The organism is Rhodoferax sp. SPJ21 (assembly GCF_058216335.1).
The window spans coordinates 1,158,141-1,179,447 of record NZ_JBYZMO010000002.1 but is presented as its reverse complement, the minus strand read 5'-3'; the positions used below and the strand labels follow the sequence as shown (position 1 = coordinate 1,179,447).

General features: G+C 59.3%; 23 protein-coding genes. 2 read left to right on the top strand and 21 right to left on the bottom strand.

The genetic code is table 11. The features are described 5' to 3' along the window. The 17 genes from era to AC4BBN_RS13330 form a co-directional block, all read right to left on the bottom strand. Positions 1-945, bottom strand: a complete 945-nt coding sequence (era, locus tag AC4BBN_RS13410) for a GTPase Era (RefSeq protein ID WP_490592876.1) — start codon at positions 943-945, stop codon at positions 1-3. A gap of 86 nt (positions 946-1,031) precedes the next feature. Continuing rightward, positions 1,032-1,733 (bottom strand): ribonuclease III, encoded by a 702-nt coding sequence (gene rnc, locus AC4BBN_RS13405; protein ID WP_490592463.1) that lies wholly within the window; start codon positions 1,731-1,733, stop codon positions 1,032-1,034. A gap of 1 nt (position 1,734) precedes the next feature. Further along, positions 1,735-2,091, bottom strand: coding sequence for a DUF4845 domain-containing protein (locus AC4BBN_RS13400; RefSeq protein WP_490592462.1), 357 nt, complete (start codon positions 2,089-2,091; stop codon positions 1,735-1,737). A 24-nt stretch (positions 2,092-2,115) separates the two neighbouring features. Further along, positions 2,116-3,081, bottom strand: a complete 966-nt coding sequence (lepB, locus tag AC4BBN_RS13395) for a signal peptidase I (RefSeq protein ID WP_490592461.1) — start codon at positions 3,079-3,081, stop codon at positions 2,116-2,118. After that, positions 3,081-4,889, bottom strand: a complete 1,809-nt coding sequence (gene lepA / locus AC4BBN_RS13390; RefSeq protein WP_490592460.1) for a translation elongation factor 4 — start codon at positions 4,887-4,889, stop codon at positions 3,081-3,083. The genes lepB and lepA overlap by 1 nt, the downstream gene beginning before the upstream one ends. Positions 4,890-5,396: 507 nt before the next feature. Then, positions 5,397-6,824, bottom strand: a complete 1,428-nt coding sequence (locus AC4BBN_RS13385) for a DegQ family serine endoprotease (RefSeq protein WP_490592459.1) — start codon at positions 6,822-6,824, stop codon at positions 5,397-5,399. A gap of 90 nt (positions 6,825-6,914) precedes the next feature. Further along, the gene (locus AC4BBN_RS13380; RefSeq protein ID WP_490592458.1) at positions 6,915-7,946 is read right to left on the bottom strand and encodes a MucB/RseB C-terminal domain-containing protein; all 1,032 of its coding nucleotides are present in this window, start codon (positions 7,944-7,946) and stop codon (positions 6,915-6,917) included. A gap of 25 nt (positions 7,947-7,971) precedes the next feature. Continuing rightward, positions 7,972-8,640, bottom strand: coding sequence for a sigma-E factor negative regulatory protein (locus tag AC4BBN_RS13375; RefSeq protein WP_490592457.1), 669 nt, complete (start codon positions 8,638-8,640; stop codon positions 7,972-7,974). 42 nt (positions 8,641-8,682) lie between these two features. Continuing rightward, positions 8,683-9,327 carry an RNA polymerase sigma factor RpoE gene (gene rpoE, locus AC4BBN_RS13370; protein ID WP_490592456.1) on the bottom strand — a complete coding sequence of 215 codons (645 nt, stop codon included), beginning with the start codon at positions 9,325-9,327 and terminating at the stop codon, positions 8,683-8,685. Between the two features lie 500 nt (positions 9,328-9,827). Beyond that, positions 9,828-11,072 (bottom strand): beta-ketoacyl-ACP synthase II, encoded by a 1,245-nt coding sequence (fabF, locus tag AC4BBN_RS13365; protein WP_490592455.1) that lies wholly within the window; start codon positions 11,070-11,072, stop codon positions 9,828-9,830. Between the two features lie 134 nt (positions 11,073-11,206). Further along, positions 11,207-11,446: an acyl carrier protein gene (gene acpP, locus AC4BBN_RS13360; RefSeq protein WP_490592454.1), complete on the bottom strand. Its 240-nt coding sequence runs from the start codon at positions 11,444-11,446 to the stop codon at positions 11,207-11,209. A 117-nt stretch (positions 11,447-11,563) separates the two neighbouring features. Next, the gene (fabG, locus tag AC4BBN_RS13355; RefSeq protein ID WP_490592453.1) at positions 11,564-12,310 is read right to left on the bottom strand and encodes a 3-oxoacyl-ACP reductase FabG; all 747 of its coding nucleotides are present in this window, start codon (positions 12,308-12,310) and stop codon (positions 11,564-11,566) included. Continuing rightward, positions 12,307-13,281, bottom strand: a complete 975-nt coding sequence (gene fabD / locus AC4BBN_RS13350; protein WP_490592452.1) for an ACP S-malonyltransferase — start codon at positions 13,279-13,281, stop codon at positions 12,307-12,309. The genes fabG and fabD overlap by 4 nt, the downstream gene beginning before the upstream one ends. Positions 13,282-13,332: 51 nt before the next feature. Beyond that, positions 13,333-14,313 (bottom strand): beta-ketoacyl-ACP synthase III, encoded by a 981-nt coding sequence (locus tag AC4BBN_RS13345; RefSeq protein WP_490592451.1) that lies wholly within the window; start codon positions 14,311-14,313, stop codon positions 13,333-13,335. After that, complete coding sequence (plsX, locus tag AC4BBN_RS13340) at positions 14,310-15,362, bottom strand: phosphate acyltransferase PlsX (protein WP_490592450.1); 1,053 nt, start codon at positions 15,360-15,362, stop codon at positions 14,310-14,312. The genes AC4BBN_RS13345 and plsX overlap by 4 nt, the downstream gene beginning before the upstream one ends. Before the next feature lie 107 nt (positions 15,363-15,469). Beyond that, the gene (gene rpmF, locus AC4BBN_RS13335; RefSeq protein WP_005794249.1) at positions 15,470-15,652 is read right to left on the bottom strand and encodes a 50S ribosomal protein L32; all 183 of its coding nucleotides are present in this window, start codon (positions 15,650-15,652) and stop codon (positions 15,470-15,472) included. Between the two features lie 222 nt (positions 15,653-15,874). Then, positions 15,875-16,423 carry a YceD family protein gene (locus AC4BBN_RS13330; protein ID WP_490592449.1) on the bottom strand — a complete coding sequence of 183 codons (549 nt, stop codon included), beginning with the start codon at positions 16,421-16,423 and terminating at the stop codon, positions 15,875-15,877. Between the two features lie 26 nt (positions 16,424-16,449). Between AC4BBN_RS13330 and AC4BBN_RS13325 the strand changes: the two genes are divergently transcribed. Beyond that, on the top strand, positions 16,450-17,055 hold the full coding sequence (locus tag AC4BBN_RS13325; RefSeq protein WP_490592448.1) for a Maf family nucleotide pyrophosphatase: 606 nt from the start codon (positions 16,450-16,452) through the stop codon (positions 17,053-17,055). Then, positions 17,052-17,813: an SAM-dependent methyltransferase gene (locus AC4BBN_RS13320; RefSeq protein WP_490592447.1), complete on the top strand. Its 762-nt coding sequence runs from the start codon at positions 17,052-17,054 to the stop codon at positions 17,811-17,813. The genes AC4BBN_RS13325 and AC4BBN_RS13320 overlap by 4 nt, the downstream gene beginning before the upstream one ends. 6 nt (positions 17,814-17,819) lie before the next feature. Here the strand turns inward: AC4BBN_RS13320 and AC4BBN_RS13315 are convergent, their stop codons facing one another. Genes AC4BBN_RS13315 through AC4BBN_RS13300 form a run of 4 tightly spaced genes read right to left on the bottom strand, consistent with a single transcriptional unit; the run spans position 17,820 to position 21,282 of the window. Beyond that, positions 17,820-18,812, bottom strand: coding sequence for a S49 family peptidase (locus tag AC4BBN_RS13315; protein WP_490592446.1), 993 nt, complete (start codon positions 18,810-18,812; stop codon positions 17,820-17,822). A 2-nt stretch (positions 18,813-18,814) separates the two neighbouring features. Beyond that, a complete protein-coding gene (locus AC4BBN_RS13310) occupies positions 18,815-19,177 on the bottom strand; it encodes a Rieske (2Fe-2S) protein (protein ID WP_490592445.1) in 363 nt (120 codons plus the stop codon). Positions 19,178-19,196: 19 nt separating this feature from the next. After that, positions 19,197-19,856 carry an HAD family hydrolase gene (locus AC4BBN_RS13305; protein WP_490592444.1) on the bottom strand — a complete coding sequence of 220 codons (660 nt, stop codon included), beginning with the start codon at positions 19,854-19,856 and terminating at the stop codon, positions 19,197-19,199. After that, entirely contained in the window at positions 19,846-21,282 is a 1,437-nt protein-coding gene (locus AC4BBN_RS13300; protein ID WP_490592443.1) for a mannose-1-phosphate guanylyltransferase/mannose-6-phosphate isomerase, read from the bottom strand. Before AC4BBN_RS13300 ends, AC4BBN_RS13305 begins: the two co-directional genes overlap by 11 nt. Positions 21,283-21,307: the final 25 nt, after the last annotated feature.

Genomic DNA, 21,307 nt, shown 5'->3' with positions numbered 1-21,307 from the left:
TCACTCGTAGCCAAAGGAGCGGACTCTTGCCTCGTCGTCGGCCCAGCCGGAGCGCACTTTCACCCAGACTTCGATGAACACCTTGGCATCCATCAGCTTTTCCAGTTCGACACGGGTTTCCATGCCAATGCGCTTGATGCGCTCGCCCTTGTCGCCGATCACCATGGCCTTGTGGCCATCGCGCTCGACCACGATGGTGGCGGCAATCTTCAGCAGGCGCTTCTGGCCCTTGCGCGTAGGCGGCTCTTCCTCGAACTTGTCGATGATGACGGTAGAGGTATAGGGCAGCTCGTCGCCGGTCAAACGGAACAGCTTTTCGCGCACGGTTTCGGCGGCCTGGAACTTCTCGCTGCGGTCGGTCAGCTCGTCTTCGTCGTACCACCAGGCCTGCTCGGGCAGGTATTTGGCGCAGATGCCGAACAGACGCTCGATGTCCTTGGCGTTCTTGGCCGACATGGGCACGAACTCGGCAAACGGATGGCGCTCCTGCATGCTTTGCAGCCAGGGCGCGATCTCGGCACGGCGGTGCACGTTGTCCAGCTTGTTAGCAATCAGCAGAACAGGGATGTTGGGCTTGAGCAAAGACAGCACCTTGGCATCGGCCAGGGTAAAGCTGCCGGCTTCGACCACGAACAGCACCAGGTCCACATCGCTCACGGCGCCCTGCACCGTCTTGTTCAAAGAACGGTTCAGCGCGTTGTTGTGCAGGGTCTGGAAACCGGGCGTATCGACAAACACGAACTGCGTGTTGTCGCGCGTGCGGATGCCGGTAATGCGGTGGCGCGTGGTCTGGGCCTTGCGCGAAGTGATGCTGATCTTCTGGCCTACCACCGCGTTAAGCAAGGTGGACTTGCCCACGTTGGGCTTGCCGACGATGGCCACGAGACCGCAGCGCTGGCCGGTCGTTGGCACATCAGAAGAGGCTTTTTTCAAATCGGCCAGCATGCCCTCCAGGGACGCCAAGGCATCGTCTGGTGCGTCTGTGGGCTCGGTGGAGGACTCAGGAGGATTGGGAGGGATAGAGCTTGCTGTCATTTGGAGGCTTTCACGGCGACGGCTTTGGATTCAAGTTTGACCAGCATGGCAGCGGCCGCCGCCTGTTCGCCAGCACGGCGCGAGCCGCCAATGCCGCGCTCGGCCAGGCCCAGCTCAACAATTTCACATTCCACATCAAAGGTCTGCCGGTGGGCCGCCCCCAAGGTGCTGACCACGCGGTAAGCGGGTAACTTCATTTTGCGGCCTTGCAGCCACTCCTGCAACTCGGTCTTGGGGTCCTTGCCAATCGCCTGCATCTGCGGGTTGATTTCTACCGTCTTGAACAGGCGGTGCACCAAGGCCTCGGCAGCGCCGTAGCCGGCATCGAGAAACACCGCGCCAATCACCGCTTCCAGCGCATCGGCCAAAATGGACGGGCGTTTTTGCCCACCCGAACGGGCCTCGCCCTCACCCAGGCGCAGCACGCCGGGCAGGTCCAACACCACCGCCAGTTGGTACAGCGTGTCCTGCTTGACCATGTTGGCGCGCACGCGCGACAAATCACCTTCGGGCAAGGCACTCAAACGGGTATAGAGCAGGCCGGCAACGGCCAGATTCAATACCGAGTCGCCCAGAAATTCCAGACGTTCGTTGTGGTCCGCCGAAAAGCTGCGGTGCGTGGTGGCACGTACCAGCAGTTTTTCATCAGAAAACACATGTTGCAGACGTTGCTGCAACGCAAGGAGACCATCGTTCACGCTATTTGCTGGAGCCAGAGTACTTGATCAATAAAAATGCCGGACCAAAGAGTTCGATCTCTTTGTTGTAGGCCACCGAGACGACAACCTTGTCGCCGTTTTTGCTGACTTCCAGGTCCTTGGCCGTGACCGAGGAGATCAAATCAATGCTGGCTGCCTTGTCAAAAATGACGCGCACTTCCGACACGGTGTTGCCTTCTTTGGCCTTGTTCAGGGCTTTCAGAATAGTCTGGTATTCGATCACGGTTGGCACCACTTTGGCGCCGACGATGAATACCGAAATCACCAGCGCCATCGTGAGAACCAGCCCGATAAAGGACAGGCCACGTTGCTTGGATTTGAATGCAGATGTGTTCATACGGTAACTTTGCATCGATTACGGTTAATGGAACGAGCCAATGCGCTTGGGACTACTGAAATTCATCCATACGAAGAAGGCCTTGCCGACGATATTCTTGTCCGGCACAAAGCCCCAGTAGCGCGAATCGGCCGAATTGTCGCGGTTGTCACCCATCATGAAATACTGGCCTTCAGGAACCTTGCACACTACGCCTTCAACGCTGTACTGGCAGTTTTCCTTGAAGGGGAAGTCGTCTGTGCCCTGCACAAAAGCTGGGCGGCTGTCGTCATTCAGCAAACGGTGGGGTTGGTCACCCAGGTTTTCTTCGAATTGCTTGAAGTAACGCATCTGGTCTTCGTCAAAGAAGTCTGCGGTGGGTTTGGTGGCAATTTCCTTGCCGTTGATGGTCAGGCGCTTGTTGACGTAAGCCACCTCGTCACCGGGCACGCCCACCACACGCTTGATGTAGTCCATGCTGGGCTTGGGTGGGTAACGGAACACCATCACATCGCCACGCTGGGGTGGCGTACCGGCGGTAATCTTGGTGTTCAGCACCGGCAAGCGAATGCCGTAATGGAATTTGTTCACCAAAATCAAGTCGCCCACCAACAGGGTTGGAATCATGGAACCGGACGGAATCTTGAAGGGCTCGAACAAAAACGAGCGCAACAAAAAGACAGCAATGATCACTGGGAACAAGCCAGCAGTCCAGTCCAGCCACCAGGGCTGCATCAACAGCCGAGCCTTGGCATCCGGCACTACCTGGTCCACTTGGGTGATGCCCATCTTGTTCAATTCAGCCAAACGCTGGGTGGAGGCCTCTTCCAGTCGCACCACGGCCAACTTGCGTTGCGGCAGAAAATAAAACCGTTCAGCCAACCAGTACAAACCGGTCACCAGGGTTGCCAAAAACAAGAGCAGCGCAAAGTTGCCTTCGACCACACCCATGTACCAGGCACCGCAGTAGCCTACAAAGGCCGCCAAAATTACCGAAGTCAGAGCTTGCATCAATCTTCCACCTGCAGAATTGCCAGAAAAGCCTCTTGCGGGACTTCTACCGAGCCGATTTGCTTCATACGTTTTTTACCGGCTTTTTGTTTTTCGAGGAGTTTCTTTTTGCGCGAAATATCTCCGCCGTAGCACTTGGCGATCACGTTCTTGCGCAGCGCTTTGATTGTCTCACGCGCAATAATGCCGGACCCAATGGCAGCCTGGATCGCCACGTCAAACTGCTGGCGCGAAATGATCTCGCGCATTTTGGCCACCACTGCACGGCCACGGTACTGCGACTGGCTGCGGTGCACGATGATCGACAAGGCATCGACCTTTTCGCTGTTCAGCAAGATGTCCACCTTCACCACATCCGCAGCGCGGTACTCTTTGAACTCGTAGTCCATAGAGGCATAGCCGCGGCTCACCGATTTGAGCTTGTCAAAGAAGTCGAGCACGATCTCGGCCAGCGGCATCTCGTAGGTAAGAACGACCTGGCGCCCCTTGTAGGCCATGTTCATTTGCACGCCGCGCTTCTGGTTCGCCAGCGTCATCACCACGCCCACGTACTCTTGCGGCATGTACAGGTGCACGGTCACGATGGGTTCGCGAATTTCCTCCATGCGGCTGGAGTCCGGCATCTTAGAGGGATTCTCCACCATGGTGATGGTGCCGTCAGAACGCGCAACTTGGTACACCACGCTGGGTGCGGTGGTGATCAGATCCTGGTCGAACTCGCGCTCCAGGCGCTCTTGCACGATTTCCATGTGCAGCAGCCCCAGGAAGCCGCAGCGGAAGCCAAAGCCCAGCGCCTGCGACACCTCGGGCTCGTAGTGCAGCGATGCGTCATTAAGCTTGAGCTTTTCCAGCGCGTCACGCAGCGAGTCGTACTCGCTGGCCTCGGTCGGATACAGACCGGCAAACACCTGGGGCTGGATTTCCTTGAAACCCGGCAAGGCCTCGGCAGCAGGACCCGCATTGTTGGGCAGCTTTTTCTCCAGGGTGACGGTGTCGCCCACCTTGGCCGCTTGCAGCTCCTTGATACCAGCAATGATGAAGCCCACCTCGCCAGCCTCCAGCGATTGGCGCACTTCAGTAGCCGGCGTGAACACGCCCAGGTTATCGGCGTTATAGACCGCGCCCGATGCCATCATGCGGATGCGCTCACCCTTGCCCAGCCGGCCATCGACAACGCGCACCAGCATCACCACACCGACGTAAGAGTCAAACCAGCTATCGATGATCATGGCGCGCAACGGTGCATCGGGGTTGCCCTTGGGGGCTGGCACCCGGGCCACAATCGCTTCCAGAATCTCGTCAATGCCCAGGCCCGTTTTCGCCGAACAAGGGATGGCATCGGTCGCATCAATACCGATCACGTCCTCGATTTCAGCCCGGGCGTTGTCGGGGTCTGCATTCGGCAAATCGATCTTGTTCAGCACAGGCACCACCTCCACGCCAAGGTCCAGCGCGGTGTAGCAATTGGCCACGGTTTGCGCTTCCACACCCTGGCTGGCATCGACCACCAGCAACGCGCCTTCGCATGCAGATAGGGAGCGGCTCACCTCGTACGAGAAATCGACATGGCCGGGCGTGTCAATCAGATTCAGGTTGTAAACCTGACCGTCCTTGGCCTTGTAGTGCAGCGCTGCCGTCTGCGCCTTGATAGTTATCCCTCGCTCTTTTTCGATATCCATCGAATCGAGCACCTGGGCCTCCATTTCGCGCTCGGCCAACCCGCCGCAGCGTTGGATCAAGCGGTCTGCCAACGTTGATTTACCGTGGTCAATATGCGCGATGATGGAAAAATTTCTGATGTGATTCATCAACGGGAAGCTTTAAGTGATTGAATTAAAAGACACGGAAATGAAAAAAGGGCGCGTCGATGACGAACGCGCCCTGAACCAACAATCTTTGGCAACTGCGATAGCTGGAGCTTCATTGTAGGTAAAAAGGCGAATCAGCACAGCCCACACACCGGCACCACGCAAACGTTGCAAGGCCACAACAGGCAGCTTATTCACAACTTATCAACAGATCTTGTGGATGGTTTTCTGGACAACTTGTGGGCGATCTGTGGATCGCCGGTGTTCCACAAGGCTTCGTACCGCATCGTGGTTTCCACCATTTTTGATATGTCCAAAACCTATAGAGCTAGCCGTTGATTCTATCCAAAATCGTTGTTAGCACTTTTTTGAAGTTAGTAGCTACAAACATCAAAAGAACCCAAAAGGCAAACAAGAATTTTTTGTGACAGCTCGTTTGCAGGTTTTCGGCAACAAAAAAGCCCCAAACCCTAGTTGGGAAGGGGGGCTTTTAGGCGTTTCTGACGCTTACTTGCCGGGACGTATCAGTGCGTACTGCGCCCACTCACCACGCCTGAACAACAGGTTTACAGGCTTGGATTTGTCCATCTTGGCCACCGCCGCCTCAAAGTCCTTAACCGTGTTGACCTCCACATTAGCAATTGCCACGATCACATCCCCCTCACGCATGCCGGCCCTGGCTGCACCATCGGTGGCGCTGTCCACCTTGACGCCGCCTTTGAGCTTCAGCTCCTTCTTCTGAGCATCGCTCAACTCGCTAACGGCCAGCCCCAGCAATTGGCCAGCCGAAGAGGCCTTGGGCTTTTCTTCCTTGGTGGATGCCTTCTTCGCGGGTTTGTCGTCTTCTATCTCGGCAATCACCACCGACAAGTCCTTGTACGCGCCGCGTCGGAAAACCGTCAGGCTGCTCTTCGTGCCCGGCTTGGTATTGCCCACCAGACGCGGCAGATCCGAAGACTTGTCGATCGCCTTGCCGTCGAACTTGGTAATGATGTCGCCCGCCTCTACACCAGCCTTTTCAGCAGGCGCACCCGCCTCCACGCCCCGCACAAATGCACCTTGCGCTTTGCCCAGACCAACAGACTCCGCCACATCCTTGGAAACCTGCTCAATCTGCACGCCAATGCGGCCACGCGATACGCGCCCGGAAGCCCGGAGCTGATCGCCCACACGGGCCGCTTCATCAATCGGTATCGCAAACGAAATGCCCATGAAACCGCCCGAGCGCGAATAGATCTGGCTGTTGATGCCCACCACCTCGCCACGCATATTGATCAACGGACCGCCCGAATTGCCTGGATTAATGGCCACGTCGGTCTGGATGAAGGAAAGGTAATCGCCTGTATCACGTTGCTTGGCGCTGACAATGCCGGCCGTCACGGTGTTCTCCAAGCCGAATGGCGAGCCGATGGCCATGACCCATTCGCCGACCTTAAGACGGTTCACATCTCCAACTTTTACTGCAGGCAAACCGGTGGCATCAATCTTGACCAGGGCCACATCGCTGCGCTTGTCATAGCCGATGATCTTGGCCTTGAATTCCCGTTTGTCAGTCAGAGTGACCATCACGTCGTCGGCGCCCTCGACCACATGGGCGTTGGTCATGATGAAGCCATCCGAGCTGAGGATGAACCCAGAGCCGACGCCGCGCGGAGTTTCTTCATCCGGGTCCTGCTGCGGCTTCTGCTGACGCGGCGTCTGGCGCGGCGTGTTCGGAATCGGCACGCCAAAGCGCCGGAAAAACTCCTGCATGTCCTCGTCCATACCGTTGTTTGCCGCGGCACGGGACGACACCTTCTCCAGTGTGCGGATATTCACGACCGAAGGCCCAACCTGCTCCACCAGGTCGGTGAAGTCGGGCAAGGTCCGGGTCTGGGCCAGCGCTGGGGCGACAGGCAATAAAGCCACGGTCGATGCCACAACTACTGTCCACATTACGGCAAGCAAACGTACATTTTTCAAACTGAGCGGCAACATCGTCATGCTTTCTTTCAAAAATCAAAGGTCCAACGGATGAATCCAGCGCTATTTCTTGCGCTCCAGCCCTTGCGCAAAAGCCTTCAGCGTTTGCAATGGCACCTCGCCCACCACCGTCAACCACCAGGCGCCTATGCGGCGCGTCAGAGACTGGGTGGACCCCATGGCCAAGACACCCTCCTTGACGTGGCGCTGCGCGTCAAAAGGCTCTACAAAAAGAGACACCGATGCCAACCCGTCAGAGAAGACCCATTGCAAAGTACTCTCGGCAGCAATGGCCGTTGCGCCCGCAGCGGAGCGGCGGAAACAGCTCATGGACTTAAAGCCCGGCACCGTATTTTTCAAGACCCAGCCCTCGGACAAGGCTGTGGTTTTGTGCATTGCACTGCTCTCCACACGGTAGCCCGCTGTATTGGCCATCATCTGGCCCAGCTTCTCCATCTTTACCGGGGCATCCAGCTGCAACTCGGAGAACGCGGCCTGCTCCAGCACCTTGCCATCTGCGTCTAGCGTCTGCAACTTGACGACCAAGCCCGTCTTCTTCTCACTCCAAATCCGGTAGCCGTAGCGCAGCGCGTCTTTGGGACGCAGCACAACCATATCGGCATCAAATCCGGCCACACGCTCACTGCCATCCTGCTTGGCACCGTAAAACTCCGCGATCGCAGAATCACCGGTTTGCAGCAGGTGCGGGAAGAGTCCCAAAGACTCGCGTTTTTCCGCATAAGCAAGCTTGCTCTCGGGCAATAGCGTCAACACCTGGTCGTTGCGGCGGAAAGTCGTGCGCGGAGGCCCGGTCAAGGATTCCACACGCTCCATTTGCTGCTCGCCGTCGCATACATGCCAGATGCGTGCGCTGGACAGACTGCCCGTGCCTGACGACACCACGAATGTCCCCGCATAGGCACGCTTGCGCGAGGCCTCGTGCATGCGCATCAGCCATTCGTTGACCGTACGCTCACTGCCGGCCGTCTCCGCCGTCGCAGCCACTGCGCTGGGAGTCTGCCCGCCCGCCCACGACAGCCCGCCCAAGGCACAGGCCGCCGCCAACACTACTTTCCTGCAGATCCTCACTTGCATGTCGCTGGTTTCCTGTCAACAGCCTTTAACGGGCTGGACTTTCAAAGGTCGCATTGCGTAAAAAGCCAGCTGGCATCTGTAGCGCGGATGTGCCGCCAAATTGCTTGTGTTCGGCCATCAACTCATCCAGACGGGCATCGCGCAGCATGACCTGGGGCGCGCCATCTGCCAACGTCACGGCTTGCTGTACTTGGGTGGAGGGCTGGGCCTGGACATCTGCCTGCGCCAACTGCGGCCCCGTGGGTGCAGCGCCAGAGCCGCTGAGAACGCCCCAACTGACCGCCATAACTGCCACAACGGACGCGAGGCCGGCCACCAGCTTCCAGCCAAAGAAACGCTCGTTACTGGCCTCCTTAGAAGCAGCAGATTCAACATACAAATGGGCCTCTGCGCCCGCTTTATAAGCGTCTATAGCTATCAAATTCGCAGCACTCACAGTGGGCGTCAGTGCGGGTTCCTGGGCCAAGCGACTTTGCAACCGGGCCAGAAACGCCTGGTCATCGGAACAGAACGCCAATTCGTCCGAGCGCAGCACGTCACCCACCACATGGTAGGCATGCCAGGTCGCTTGCGCATTGGCGTCTTGCTCCACCCGCTCGACAGCCTGCGCAAAAGCCGCGCCGCGCAGCTGACCATCGGCCAGTGCCGACAGTGCGTCCAGGGGATTGTTCGCGTGTTCCGTGCCCATTTGCATCACCTTGTTTCCTGTTAGCGCATCTTCAAAATCGTGCTTCACTTACCAACGCTTGCCTGACTGGTTTTCCAGCAAGGGCTTGACCCGTGCCGAAATCGCCTCACGGGCCCGGAATATGCGCGAGCGCACCGTGCCGATCGGACACTGCATCATTTCTGCAATGTCCTCATAGCTCATGCCTTCAATCTCGCGCAAAGTCACGGCTTGCCGCAAATCCGCCGGCAAGGCATCCATGGCATCGTTCACTGCCGAGGAAATCTGCTTGGCGGCAAGCACTGTATCCGGGGTGTCCGGACTGGTTGGTTCGTTTTCCCGGTAGTAAGTTTCATCGTCGTTGTCAGAAGGACGCATGGCCGCCTCTGACACCGTGGGATCACGCTTGAAATCCATCAAGGTCTTCTTGGCGGTATTGATCGCAATGCGGTACAGCCAGGTATAGAACTGCGCATCGCCACGGAATTTGGGCAGTGCACGGTAGGCGCGGATGAAGGTTTCCTGGGCAATGTCTTCAACCAAGTCCACATCGCGCACCATGCGGCCAATCAAGCGCTGGATGCGACGCTGGTACTTCATGACCAGCAGGCCATAAGCCCTCTGGTCGCCCGCTACCGTGCGCTCCACCAGCATCAGGTCGCTATCAGTAGCCGTGGGAGGTGTCGTCAAAATAGGCGGTGGAAGTGAAGTCATGGTTCAGACCCAAACACAGCCGATACATCGGCCTTTGGTCCGGCGGGCGAATATACAGCACGGCGCAGGTCATGCCAGCGTTCTGGATGCTGGGCATAAGCCACCCAGCACCACAATGATCGGCCCGACTGGAGGCGCAACTGCAACAACAGATGCCGCTGCAAGTCCAACCTACAAGCCACCACAACCGCCATAGGCTCGCCAGCAGCCGCCCAAAACCACTGCTGCCCGTCCCAGCGAAGGACTCCTGCCGGCATCTGGCTCCAGCCCTTCGCAGCCGCAGCCCCAGCCCCTAGAACGGCCGCCAATGCGAGGTACTGCCGCCAACCAACCACATCTGCCTGCCAGCACCAGCCCAACACCGTAGCCAGGCTCAATAGCCACAAACACAGCGTCAGCCAGCCCTGGATACCAGAACGCCCCACCGGATAGCTCACCGATGGGGCGTTGTGCATGGAATAGCGGAAGTCAGGTGGACTATCGCATCAGGATGGACTGGCTCAGACGCGCTTAAAAACCAAGCTGCCGTTGGTGCCGCCAAACCCGAAATTATTCTTCACCGCCACGTCAATATGCATATCGCGTGCGGTGTTGGCGCAGTAATCCAGATCGCACTCTGGGTCCTGGTTGAAAATATTGATGGTCGGCGGACTCTTCTGGTTATGCAAAGCCAGCACGGTAAATACGCTTTCAATACCGCCTGCACCACCAAGCAGGTGACCGGTCATGGACTTCGTGGAGTTCACCACCAGCTTCTTGGAATGGTCACCAAAAGCCAGCTTGATGGCATTGGTCTCGTTCGCATCACCCAGAGGCGTGGAAGTGCCGTGGGCATTCAGGTATTGCACCTGGTCCGCATTCACACCCGCGTTCTTCAGTGCCATCTGCATGGAGCGGCGGGGGCCATCCACGTTCGGAGCGGTCATGTGAAAACCATCACCGCTCATGCCAAAACCAACGATCTCGGCGTAAATTTTGGCGCCACGGGCCTTGGCGTGCTCGTATTCTTCGAGCACCATCACACCGGCACCCTCGCCCAGCACAAAGCCGTCACGGTCTTTGTCCCAGGGGCGGGACGCGGTACGGGGGTCGTCATTGCGCGTGCTCAAAGCCCGCGCTGCTGCGAACCCGCCCAGGCCCAACGGCGACATGGTGGACTCGGCTCCGCCGGCCACCATCACGTCGCAATCGCCGTACTCGATCATGCGGGCCGACGTGCCAATGGCATGCAAACCCGTGGTACAGGCAGTCGCCACGGCGATGTTCGGGCCTTTGAAGCCGAATTTGATCGAGACATGTCCCGAAATCATGTTGACGATGGACGCCGGCACAAAAAACGGCGAAATCCGCCGTGCACCCCGGTTTACCAACTCGGAATGCGTCTCCTCGATCATGGGCAAGCCACCGATACCGGAGCCGATATTGCAACCTATGCGCGAGGCCTCGTCTTCATTCAATGCGTCGCCGGTACGCAGTCCCGCGTCCGCCACCGCTTCTATCGCAGCCGCCAGTCCCAGATGGATAAAGCGGTCCATATGGCGCGCTTCCTTCTCGGGAATCAGGGTAGTGATATCAAAACCCTTGACCTCACCGCCAAATTTGCAGGAGAAAGGGCTGGCATCAAATGCGCGGATCATGTCGATGCCTGACTGGCCGGCCAGCAAAGCCGACCACGAATCAGCCACCGTGTTACCCACGGGACTTATGCATCCTAAACCTGTGACAACGACGCGACGACGGGACATAAATTAAAGAGGTCTGGTTAACAGCAAAAGAGTTGCACAGTGCGCTATCGCGAACTGGGCAGACAGCGAGAAACGGGGATGTACACCGCGCATTCCCGGTCTGTGTGCAACACACGGGCCATGTGCAGCCTGATTTAGGCTTTTTGGTGGCTGGTGGCGTAGTCGATCGCGTTTTGCACCGTAGTGATTTTTTCCGCGTCTTCGTCCGGGATCTCGATGCCGAACTCGTCTTCCAGTGCCATCACCAGTTCCACGGTGTCCAGGGAGTCTGCGCCCAGGTCAGCCACAAAAGACTTTTCGCTGGTCACTTGGGCTTCTTCAACGCCAAGTTGTTCGGCAATAATTTTTTTAACGCGTGCTTCGATATCGCTCATAGTTCCCTCTGAGTGTTGTAAAAGAATCCGTGATTTTAGCCGGGCTGCTGAAGATCCCCTGCCCAGGCTACCGTACGGATAGAACGGTTGGATTTGGTCGTATGCGGCAGATACCGCTTACATGTACATGCCGCCGTTGACGTGCAGCTCCTGCCCCGTCACATAGCTAGCCTGCGGCGATGCCAGATAGGCCACGGCGTGCGCCACATCCGCAGGTGCGCCCAGATGGCCCAGCGGAATCTGGCCCAGCAGGGCGGCTTGTTGTTCGGGCGGCAGGCTGGCCGTCATATCGGTGTGGATAAAACCAGGCGCTACACAGTTAACTGTTATGCCACGCGAGCCCAGCTCTCGGGCCAAGGCACGGGTCATACCGGCCACCCCCGCCTTGGCAGCCGCGTAGTTGGCCTGACCAGGGTTGCCAGAAGCTCCCACCACCGAGGTGATGCTGATCATGCGTCCGTAGCGCTGCTTCATCATGGTCCGCATCACGGCGCGGCTCATGCGAAATACGGCCTTGAGGTTGGTGTCCAGCACCGCATCCCAGTCGTCATCCTTCATGCGCATGGCCAAGGTGTCGCGGGTGATGCCAGCATTGTTGACCAGCACCTGCAAACCGCCATATTCCTTGGCAATGCCATCGACCACGGCAGTCACTTCATCCGCGTCGTTGACATCCAGCTTCTTGCCGGCGCAACCGGGAAAAGCCGCCAGCGCCTGGCTGATAGCAGCGGCACCGGCTTCGCTGGTGGCTGTACCAATGACCTTCAGGCCGCGTTGCGCCAACTCCAGGGCGATAGAGGCTCCAATACCGCGCGAGGCGCCAGTCACCAGGGCCACCTGGCCCGCAAATTCCACGGCGCTCATGCAGCAGCTCCCAAAACAGTGGATTGGACCTCGGCCAGGCTGGCCGGGTCGAACAGGGGCAGGCCCGTCAGGCTGCCATCGATGCGTTTGACCATGCCGGCCAGCACCTTACCCGGCCCACACTCCACCAAGGTGGAGACACCGCGCGCCTTGATGGCCGCGACGCATTCAACCCAGCGCACCGGACCAAAGGCCTGGCGCACCAGAGCGTCGCGAATGCGGTCTGCATCGGTTTCAACCGACACATCAATATTGTTGACTACGGGAATCTGGGGCGCGGCAAAAGTGGTCGTAGCCAACTTCTCGCGCAGCTTGTCAGCAGCAGGCCGCATCAGGCTGGAGTGGAACGGCGCCGACACCGGCAAAGGCAAAGCGCGCTTGGCACCGTTGGCCTTGAGCATTTCACAGGCTTTTTCAACCGCAGCCTTGCTGCCTGCGATCACGGTCTGACCGGGATCATTGAAATTGACAGCCTCCACCACCTCAGCTGCAAATTCAGCACCCAAAGCACGTGTCGCGCTGGTAGCTTCTGCGCAGCCAGCTATCACTTTTGCAGCATCCATGCCCAAAATGGCAGCCATTGCACCCATGCCCACGGGCACGGCATCCTGCATGGCCTGGGCGCGAAAGCGCACCAGGGGTGCAGCCTGGGCCAGCGTCAGCACGCCAGAGGCAACCAAGGCGGAATATTCCCCCAGAGAATGGCCGGCCACCACCGATGGTGCGGCACCTGTCTCGGCCATCCATACCCGGTAGGCGGCCACACCAGCCACCAGCATGACGGGCTGGGTATTGGTGGTCAGGGCCAGCGCCTCTTTCGGGCCTTGCTGGATCAGTTGGGCAATATGTTCACCCAAAGCATCGGATGCCTCTTGCAGGGTCTGGACCACCACGGGGTGGGTCCCCCAGGCATCCAGCATGCCCACGGACTGGGAGCCCTGGCCCGGAAATACAAATGCAAAATTGTTCATAGAGTTAACTATCAAAACTGCCTATAGCGCAGATATTGCCTGCGCAAGCAGCTATAGATTTAAGAGTACTGCACCCCAGGTGAAACCGCCGCCCACGCCTTCCAGCATGAGGGTGTCACCCTTTTTGACTTTACCGCTGCGTACGCCGGCATCCAGGGCCAACGGGATCGATGCGGCCGAGGTATTGCCATGCTGGTCGACAGTGACGATCACCTTGTCCATAGAGAGCTTCAGGCGCTTGGCCGTGCTCTGCATGATGCGGATATTTGCCTGGTGCGGAATCAGCCAATCGATGTCAGCCTCGGTCTTGCCGGCCTTGGCCAGGGTGGCGCGAGCGGCTTCTTCCAAAACACCCACGGCCAGCTTGAACACCGCCGGACCATCCATCTTGAGCATGGCATGGCCAGCCACCACGCCACCCGACACCTGGCCGGGCACGCAAAGAATGCCCACATGCTTGCCATCGGCGTGCAAATCACTGGCCAGAATGCCCGGGGTTTCCGAGGCTTCTAGCACCACGGCACCCGCGCCGTCGCCGAACAGCACACAAGTCGTGCGGTCCGAGAAATCCAGAATGCGGGAGAACACCTCGGCGCCAACGACCAGCGCCTTGTGGGCTGTGCCGGTGCGGATCATAGCGTCGGCCACGGTCAACGCGTAGACAAAACCGCTGCACACCGCCTGCACGTCAAATGCGGGGCAGCCGGCGATGCCAAGCTTGTTCTGCAAAATGCAGGCTGCGGATGGGAAGACCATGTCTGGCGTAGAGGTCGCCACCACGATCAGGTCGATATCCTTGGCCTCCAGGCCTGCAGCTTCCAGGGCCTGGCGGGCTGCGTGCAGGGCCAGATCACTGGTAGAGACACCTGCGCCTGCAAAGTGGCGCGCCCGGATGCCGGTGCGTTCCACGATCCAATCGTCTGAAGTTTCTACGCCTTGGGTTGCCAACTCGGCGACGAGGTCGGCATTGGTCAAACGGCGGGGGGGAAGGTAGCTACCGGTACCGGTAATACGGGAATAGGTTCTCGTCATGCGCTCATGGGTGCGGCGGCTTCCAGCACGGGCGCTACTGCCACCACCAAAAGCGGTGCTGCGTGCGCGATGCGTGCCTGGACCCGTTCCAGCAGGTTGTTTCGGGCTGCATCATACGCCCGGTTCAAGGCCTGTTCGAAAGCAAACGCATCCGCCGAACCATGGCTCTTGAACACCAATCCACGCAAACCCAACAAGGCTGCGCCGTTGTAGCGACGGTGATCCATGCGCTTTTTAAGCGCCGATAGAACCGGGTTTGCCAAAATTGCCGTGAATTTAGTGAAGATACTGCGAGAGAACTCCGCACGCAAAAAACCGACAATCATTGCAGCCAGCCCTTCACTGGTCTTCAGCGCCACATTGCCGACAAAGCCGTCGCAGACCACGATATCAGTGGTACCCACGAAGATGTCGTTACCTTCCACATTGCCGTAGAAGTTCAGATCACCCGAACTGGCAGCTGCGCGCAGCAACTCCCCAGCTTGCTTGATGGTTTCATTGCCCTTGATGGCTTCTTCACCAATGTTCAACAGACCTACTGACGGGCTGGCGTTGTCGCTGAGCGCCGAGAGCAAGGCCGAACCCATGACAGCAAATTGCAGCAAATGTTCAGCCTGGCAGTCCACATTGGCACCCAGGTCCAACACCATGGTGGCGCCACCCTTGGCGTTGGGAATTTGCCCGGCAATCGCGGGACGGTCTATGCCGTCCAGGGTCTTCAGCAGATAACGTGCAATCGCCATCAGCGCGCCGGTATTGCCCGCAGACACGGCAGCCTGGGCATCACCCTGCTTGACCTGGGCAATCGCCACCCGCATGGACGAGTCTTTTTTCTTGCGCAGCGCGATTTCGATGGGATCATCCATGCCCACCACCTCGCTGGCTGCTACCAAGCTTGCACGCGGATGGCTAAAACCCGCCAGCCGGTCGGGTAGACCGACCAATAACAGCTTGGCCTCGGGATGTTTATCCAGAAATTGGCGACACGCAGGCAAGGTCACACCCGGTCCGTGGTCGCCACCCATGCAATCAACAGCCAGAGTGATCATGCCGAACCCGTGCCGCCTGCAGCGGTGAAATCAAAAGTGACAAACATCAAGACAAAGGCCCGAAGCTACGGGTTACGTAGCGCCGGGCCTTGTATTTAAAGCGCAGATTAGGCTTCAGATTTGTTCTTCAGCACCTGGCGACCACGGTAGAAACCGTTGGGGCTGATGTGGTGACGCAAATGGGTTTCGCCGGTGGTGGGCTCCACAGCAATACCAGGCACGTTCAGTGCGTTGTGCGAACGGTGCATACCGCGCTTGGAAGGGGACTTTTTGTTTTGTTGGACGGCCATGGTCGGCTCCTGGTAAATGCGTTTAAATCTAAACGCTTAAATAAGATTACAAACACGAAAACGGAAGGAGGCGCGAAACAGTCAAAACCGAGGCACCCTCGGCCGTCCATAAAGATGGGTCAAAACGGTCTATATAGAACCCATCCGAACCACCAAAAGCACATAGGCTTTTTCGCGCGAAGCCTTAGATTATAGCCCAAGCCGGCATATGGACACCAGCGGTCAATCAGAACCGCCCTTGCGCAGCTGCGCCAAGGCGGCAAACGGCTTGGGCTTTTCGGCCAGCGCAGCCTCGAAATCAGGGTCCACGACTTCAAGCTTGACTGCCACCGGGCACACATCGTGGCGCGGCACCAGGGGGATCTCCATCAGCAGCTCGTCTTCGATCAGATTGGCCAGATCGAATTCCTGGTCCAGCGCCAGCACGTCGTCTTCGGACTCGTCGTCCAAAGCAGCAGCGGTTTCCTCGTCGGCCACGAAACGGAACGATCGATCAACCGCCAGTGGCACCTCCACCGGCGTCAGGCAGCGCTGGCAGGTCAAGGGCAAACTGGTGTCGGCTTGCACATGCAGCCAGATTTCAGGCGCCTCGCCGGGCACCGGGCGCGCTTCGCCCTGTATGCTCCAATTCACCATCAAATCGGGCGCTGGCGCAGATACTTCCTGCGCAAGGCGCTCGTATTTTTGTAGCGAATCTTGGGCTGTGCGCGATCCCGCAGCTTGCGCAAACGCGCGTACATCAAAGGGAGTGGCGGGGTTCTCGGTTTTCATGGTGTGCAGTGTAAGAGAATCCCGCCATGCATTCTTCTTCGCCCCCCTCCTCCCCACGTAGCCTGGTGCTGGGCTCGACCTCGCGCTACCGGCAAGAGCTGCTGCAGCGCCTGCGCATTCCCTTCGAAGTATCGGCGCCCGATGTAGATGAAACCCCGCGCGCGGGCGAAGCCCCGCGCGATCTGGCGCTGCGCCTGTCGTTGGACAAAGCACGGGCGGTAGCTGCGCGCTTTCCGCATGCGGTAGTCATAGGCTCCGACCAGGTTGCCGACCTGCACGGTCAACCTCTGGGCAAACCGGGCAACCATGTACGGGCCGTTGCACAATTGCGACAAATGCGCGGCCAGACCGTGGTATTCCAGACCGCCGTGTCGGTGGTTTGCCTGGAAACCGGCTTTGAACAAACCACCCTGGCGCCCGTGCGGGTGCAGTTCCGCCAGCTGGACGACGCGGAAATCGAAGCCTATTTGCTGGCCGAACAACCCTATGACTGTGCAGGCAGCGCCAAAAGCGAGGGCCTGGGCATCAGCCTGTTGGACGCCATCGACAGCGACGACCCGACCGCGTTGATTGGCCTGCCGCTGATCCGCACCTGCCAATTGCTGCGCGCGGCCGGGGTCCGCCTGCTATGACGCCGGGCAAGCTCTACCTGGTGCCTGCGCCACTGGACTTTGGCTGCAAAACACAAACGCCGCTGGACGAGGTCATGCCCGCCGGCACGCTGCGTGTAGCCGCGCGCCTGCAGCACTGGGTCTGCGAAAACGCCAAGACGACCCGCGCCTACTTGAAGCGGGTAGACAGCCTGTACCCGCTGACCCAGCCGATCCAGGCGCTACAGATCCAGGAGTTGCCGCGCGAGGTCCATAAAAAAGGCGACCACCAGGCGGGCTTTGACGCCAAGCCCATGCTGGCTGCAGCTCTGCAAGGATTTGACATCGGCTTGGTCAGTGAAGCCGGCATGCCCGCCGTGGCCGACCCAGGGTCGTCGGTGGTGCGCGCTGCCCACGAGCTCGGCATGGAGGTGGTGCCGCTGGTCGGGCCGGTGTCGCTGCTGCTGGCTTTGGCAGCCAGCGGCTTGAACGGGCAGAACTTCGCATTTGTGGGCTATGTGCCCCAGGCAGAACCGGAGCGCGGCCAGCGCATACGCGAGTTGGAGGCCTTGGCGCTGAAAACCGGGCAGACCCAGATTTTTATAGAAACGCCCTACCGCAACGCGCAACTACTACAGGGGCTGCTACAAACTTTACAGCACAACACGCGGCTGGCAGTCAGCAGTGGCCTAACCCTGGAACAGGGCCGCACGCTGAGCGACACGGTCAAAAGCTGGCGCCAAAAAAACACGGCGGCCCTGGTCCCAGACCAACCCGCCGTGTTTGCCATCGGGCGCTGAAGTCGTTCAGCGCAGAACGGGCAGACCCTTGAGGGCGCGCACGGACCCATCGCCCACGGCGGCACCGAAGCGCTTGGCCAAGCGCTCGGCCACGTTGTCACGACGGGTGTAGTCCACCAGCTCTTCGGCCTTAACCACTTCGCGCGCCACATAGTCCAGGTTGCCGAGGTGGTCGGCCAGACCCATCTCCACGGCCTGCTGGCCGGTCCAGAACAGGCCACTAAAGGTTTCGGGGGTTTCTTTCAGGCGTTTGCCGCGGCCGGTCTTCACGGCGTCAATAAACTGTGCGTGTATTTGGTCCAGCATGCTCTGGGCAAATGCGCGCTGCTTTTCGGTTTGCGGACTGAACGGGTCCATGAAGCCCTTGTTCTCTCCGGCGGTCATCAGGCGGCGCTCTACGCCGAGCTTGTCCATCAGGCCAGTGAAGCCGAAACCATCCATCAACACACCGATGCTGCCGACGATGCTGGCCTTGTCCACATAAATATCGTCGGCCGCAACCGCGATGTAGTACGCGGCCGAGGCGCAGGTTTCTTCCACCACGGCATACACCGGCTTCTTGTACTTTTCCTTCAGGCGGCGAATTTCGTCGTTGATGATGCCGGCCTGTACCGGGCTGCCGCCGGGCGAATTGATCAGCAGCACCACGGCCTGCGCGCCCTCATCTTCAAAGGCACTGCGCATGGCAGCCACCACGAACTCGGCACTGGCATCGGCGCCAGCGGCAATCTCGCCCTTGATCTCCACCACTGCGGTGTGGGCGGTGGTCTTGTCGGGGGTGGGTGCAGCACGGTCCAGGCCAATCCAGACCATGGCAATCAAAAACACCAGCCAGGCCAGACGCACGAAATTTCGCCAGCGGCGGGCGGATTTTTGCTCGGCCAGGGAAGCGAATGCCAGCTTCTCCAGGGTAGCGCGCTCCCATCCAGACGCGTCCGCAGAGCGTTCACGCGGCGTGGGCGGTGTATCGGGTCCACCGGGGAGATTCGGGTCGGTCATATTCAGAATTCAACAGTATTTAATTGGGGGGCAGTATGCCAGCGCACCTTGCCATCGGCTTCCGAAAGGACAATCTTCACCAAGCCGCCCCGGCAAGGACCACCCATGCAGTCGCCGGTGGCGGGCTGGTAGGCCGCACCATGGGTGGCACATAGCAGCCACTGGCCGGAGTCGTCGAAGATACGGTTGGGCTGGTAGTCCATCTCCATAGGCACATGGGTGCAGCGGTTCAGATAGGCGTGGACCTGGCCTTCATAACGGATAGCGAAGGCACGACAGGTTTGCCCCAGGTAGACAACATCAAATGGCACAGCGTCACCGCCCTCGACCAGGTCGGGGCTATTGCACAGGGGAATGGCTTGCATGGAAATCTGCTTGTGAAAATCAGCCGTTGGCAAGCAACCAATCGTGCAGCTCGACCACAGAATGGGCAATGGCCAAGGGATTGAGAACCGAAAACCCATCCACCGCATGGGCGCCGTAGCTGACAGCTACACTGGCGCAGCCGGCATTCAGCGCCAGCTGCAGGTCGTGGGTGGTATCACCGATCATCAGCGTGCGCTCCGGCGCGACGCCAAACTCGCGCATCAGCTCATGCAGCATGCGGGGATGCGGCTTGCCCTGGGTTTCGTCAGCGGTACGCGAGCCATCAAACATGCCCACCAACTCCACCGATTGCAACGCTTCGTCCAGCCCCCGGCGCGACTTACCGGTGGCCACGGCCAGGGTGTGCTGGCGCGCCTTGAGCTCGGTCAACATGGGCAGCACACCGGCAAACAGCGTGATGTCATGCTGGTGCTGCAGATAGTGGTGGCGGTAACGCTCGCCCAGCTCAGCATGCTTGGATGCTGGAACATCCGGCGCGGCATGGGCCAGGGCCGGCATCAAGGCCATGCCGATCACATAGGCTGCGGCGGTATCGCTGGGCACGGTGCCACCCACATCGCGCACCGCCTCCTGGATGCTGCGCGTAATGATGGCGGTGGAATCGAACAGCGTTCCATCCCAGTCAAACGCGATCAGATCAAAGCGTCTAGCGGCCATACATATCTTCGAAGCGCACGATGTCGTCCTCGCCCAGATAGCTGCCAGACTGCACTTCGATCATTTCCAGCTCTACCCGGCCCGGGTTTTCCAGGCGGTGGGTGGTGCCCAGGGGGATGTAGGTGGATTCGTTTTCGGTCACCAGGAAGCTGTCTTCGCCGCGCGTGACCTTGGCGGTGCCGGACACCACGATCCAGTGTTCGGCGCGGTGGTGGTGCATCTGCAGCGACAAGATGCCGCCCGGCTTGACCACGATGCGCTTGACCTGGAAGCGCTTGCCCATGTCCACGCTGTCGTACCAGCCCCAGGGACGGTAAACCTTGCGGTGCAGCTGACCTTCGGAGCGGCCCTGCTTCTTCAAGCTGTCGACGATTTTCTTCACGTCTTGGGTCTTATCCTTGTGGGCTACCAGAATGGCGTCGGCGGTTTCCACCACCACCACGTTCTCAATGCCCACGCAGGCAATCAGCCGGCCTTCGGACAGGGCCAGGGTGTTGCGGCAATCCTGCAACAGCACATCGCCCTGGGCCACATTGCCCTGGTCGTCCTTGGGCAAGACCTGCCACAGAGCATCCCACGCGCCCACATCCGACCAGCCGGCAGCTAGCGGGATCACCACGCCGGGCGGCAAACCAGCCTGGCCCGAAGCTATGCGCTCCATCACCGCGTAATCAATAGAGTCGCTGGGGCAGGCACTGAACAGTTCCTTGCCTACGCGCACAAATTCGCCGTCGGTCTTGCCTGCGTCCCAGGCCCCCTGGCAGGACGCCAGGATGTCGGCTCGGCAAACAGCCATGGCCGCCAGCCAAACGGATGCCTTGACCATGAACAGGCCGCTGTTCCAGGAATAAGTCCCGGCATCCAGATAGCTCTGCGCGGTGGCCAGATCGGGCTTTTCCACAAAACGCGAAATCACCGCAGCGCCGCCAGCACCAAAGGGCGCACCGGCCTGGATATAGCCATAACCAGTCTCCGGACTGTCCGGCGTGATGCCAAAGGTAACGATGGCGCCATCGGCCGCCAGCGCCGCACCCTGGCGCACCACGGCCTGGAAACCGGGCTTGTCTACGATCACATGGTCGGCCGGCATGACCAGCAGCACCGGGTCGGCACCGTCACGCTGGGCGGCCAAGGCGGCCAAGGTCAGCGCGGGTGCAGTGTTGCGTCCGGTGGGCTCCAGCACAATGCTGCCGGGCTGGCCCATCAGGCGCAGCTGCTCTGCGATCACGAACCGGTATTCCTCGTTGCACACCACCATAGGCGGAGCCAGCGTGCCGGTGCCCAGGCCTTCTACGCGGCGCACCGTAGCCTGCAGCAGCGAATCCTCGCCCACCAGGGACAGCAGCTGCTTAGGGTATTTTTCACGAGATAGCGGCCACAGGCGCGTGCCTGAGCCACCGGACAGGACAACGGGTTGGATCAACATCAAAAAACTCCCTGGAAATAAACAA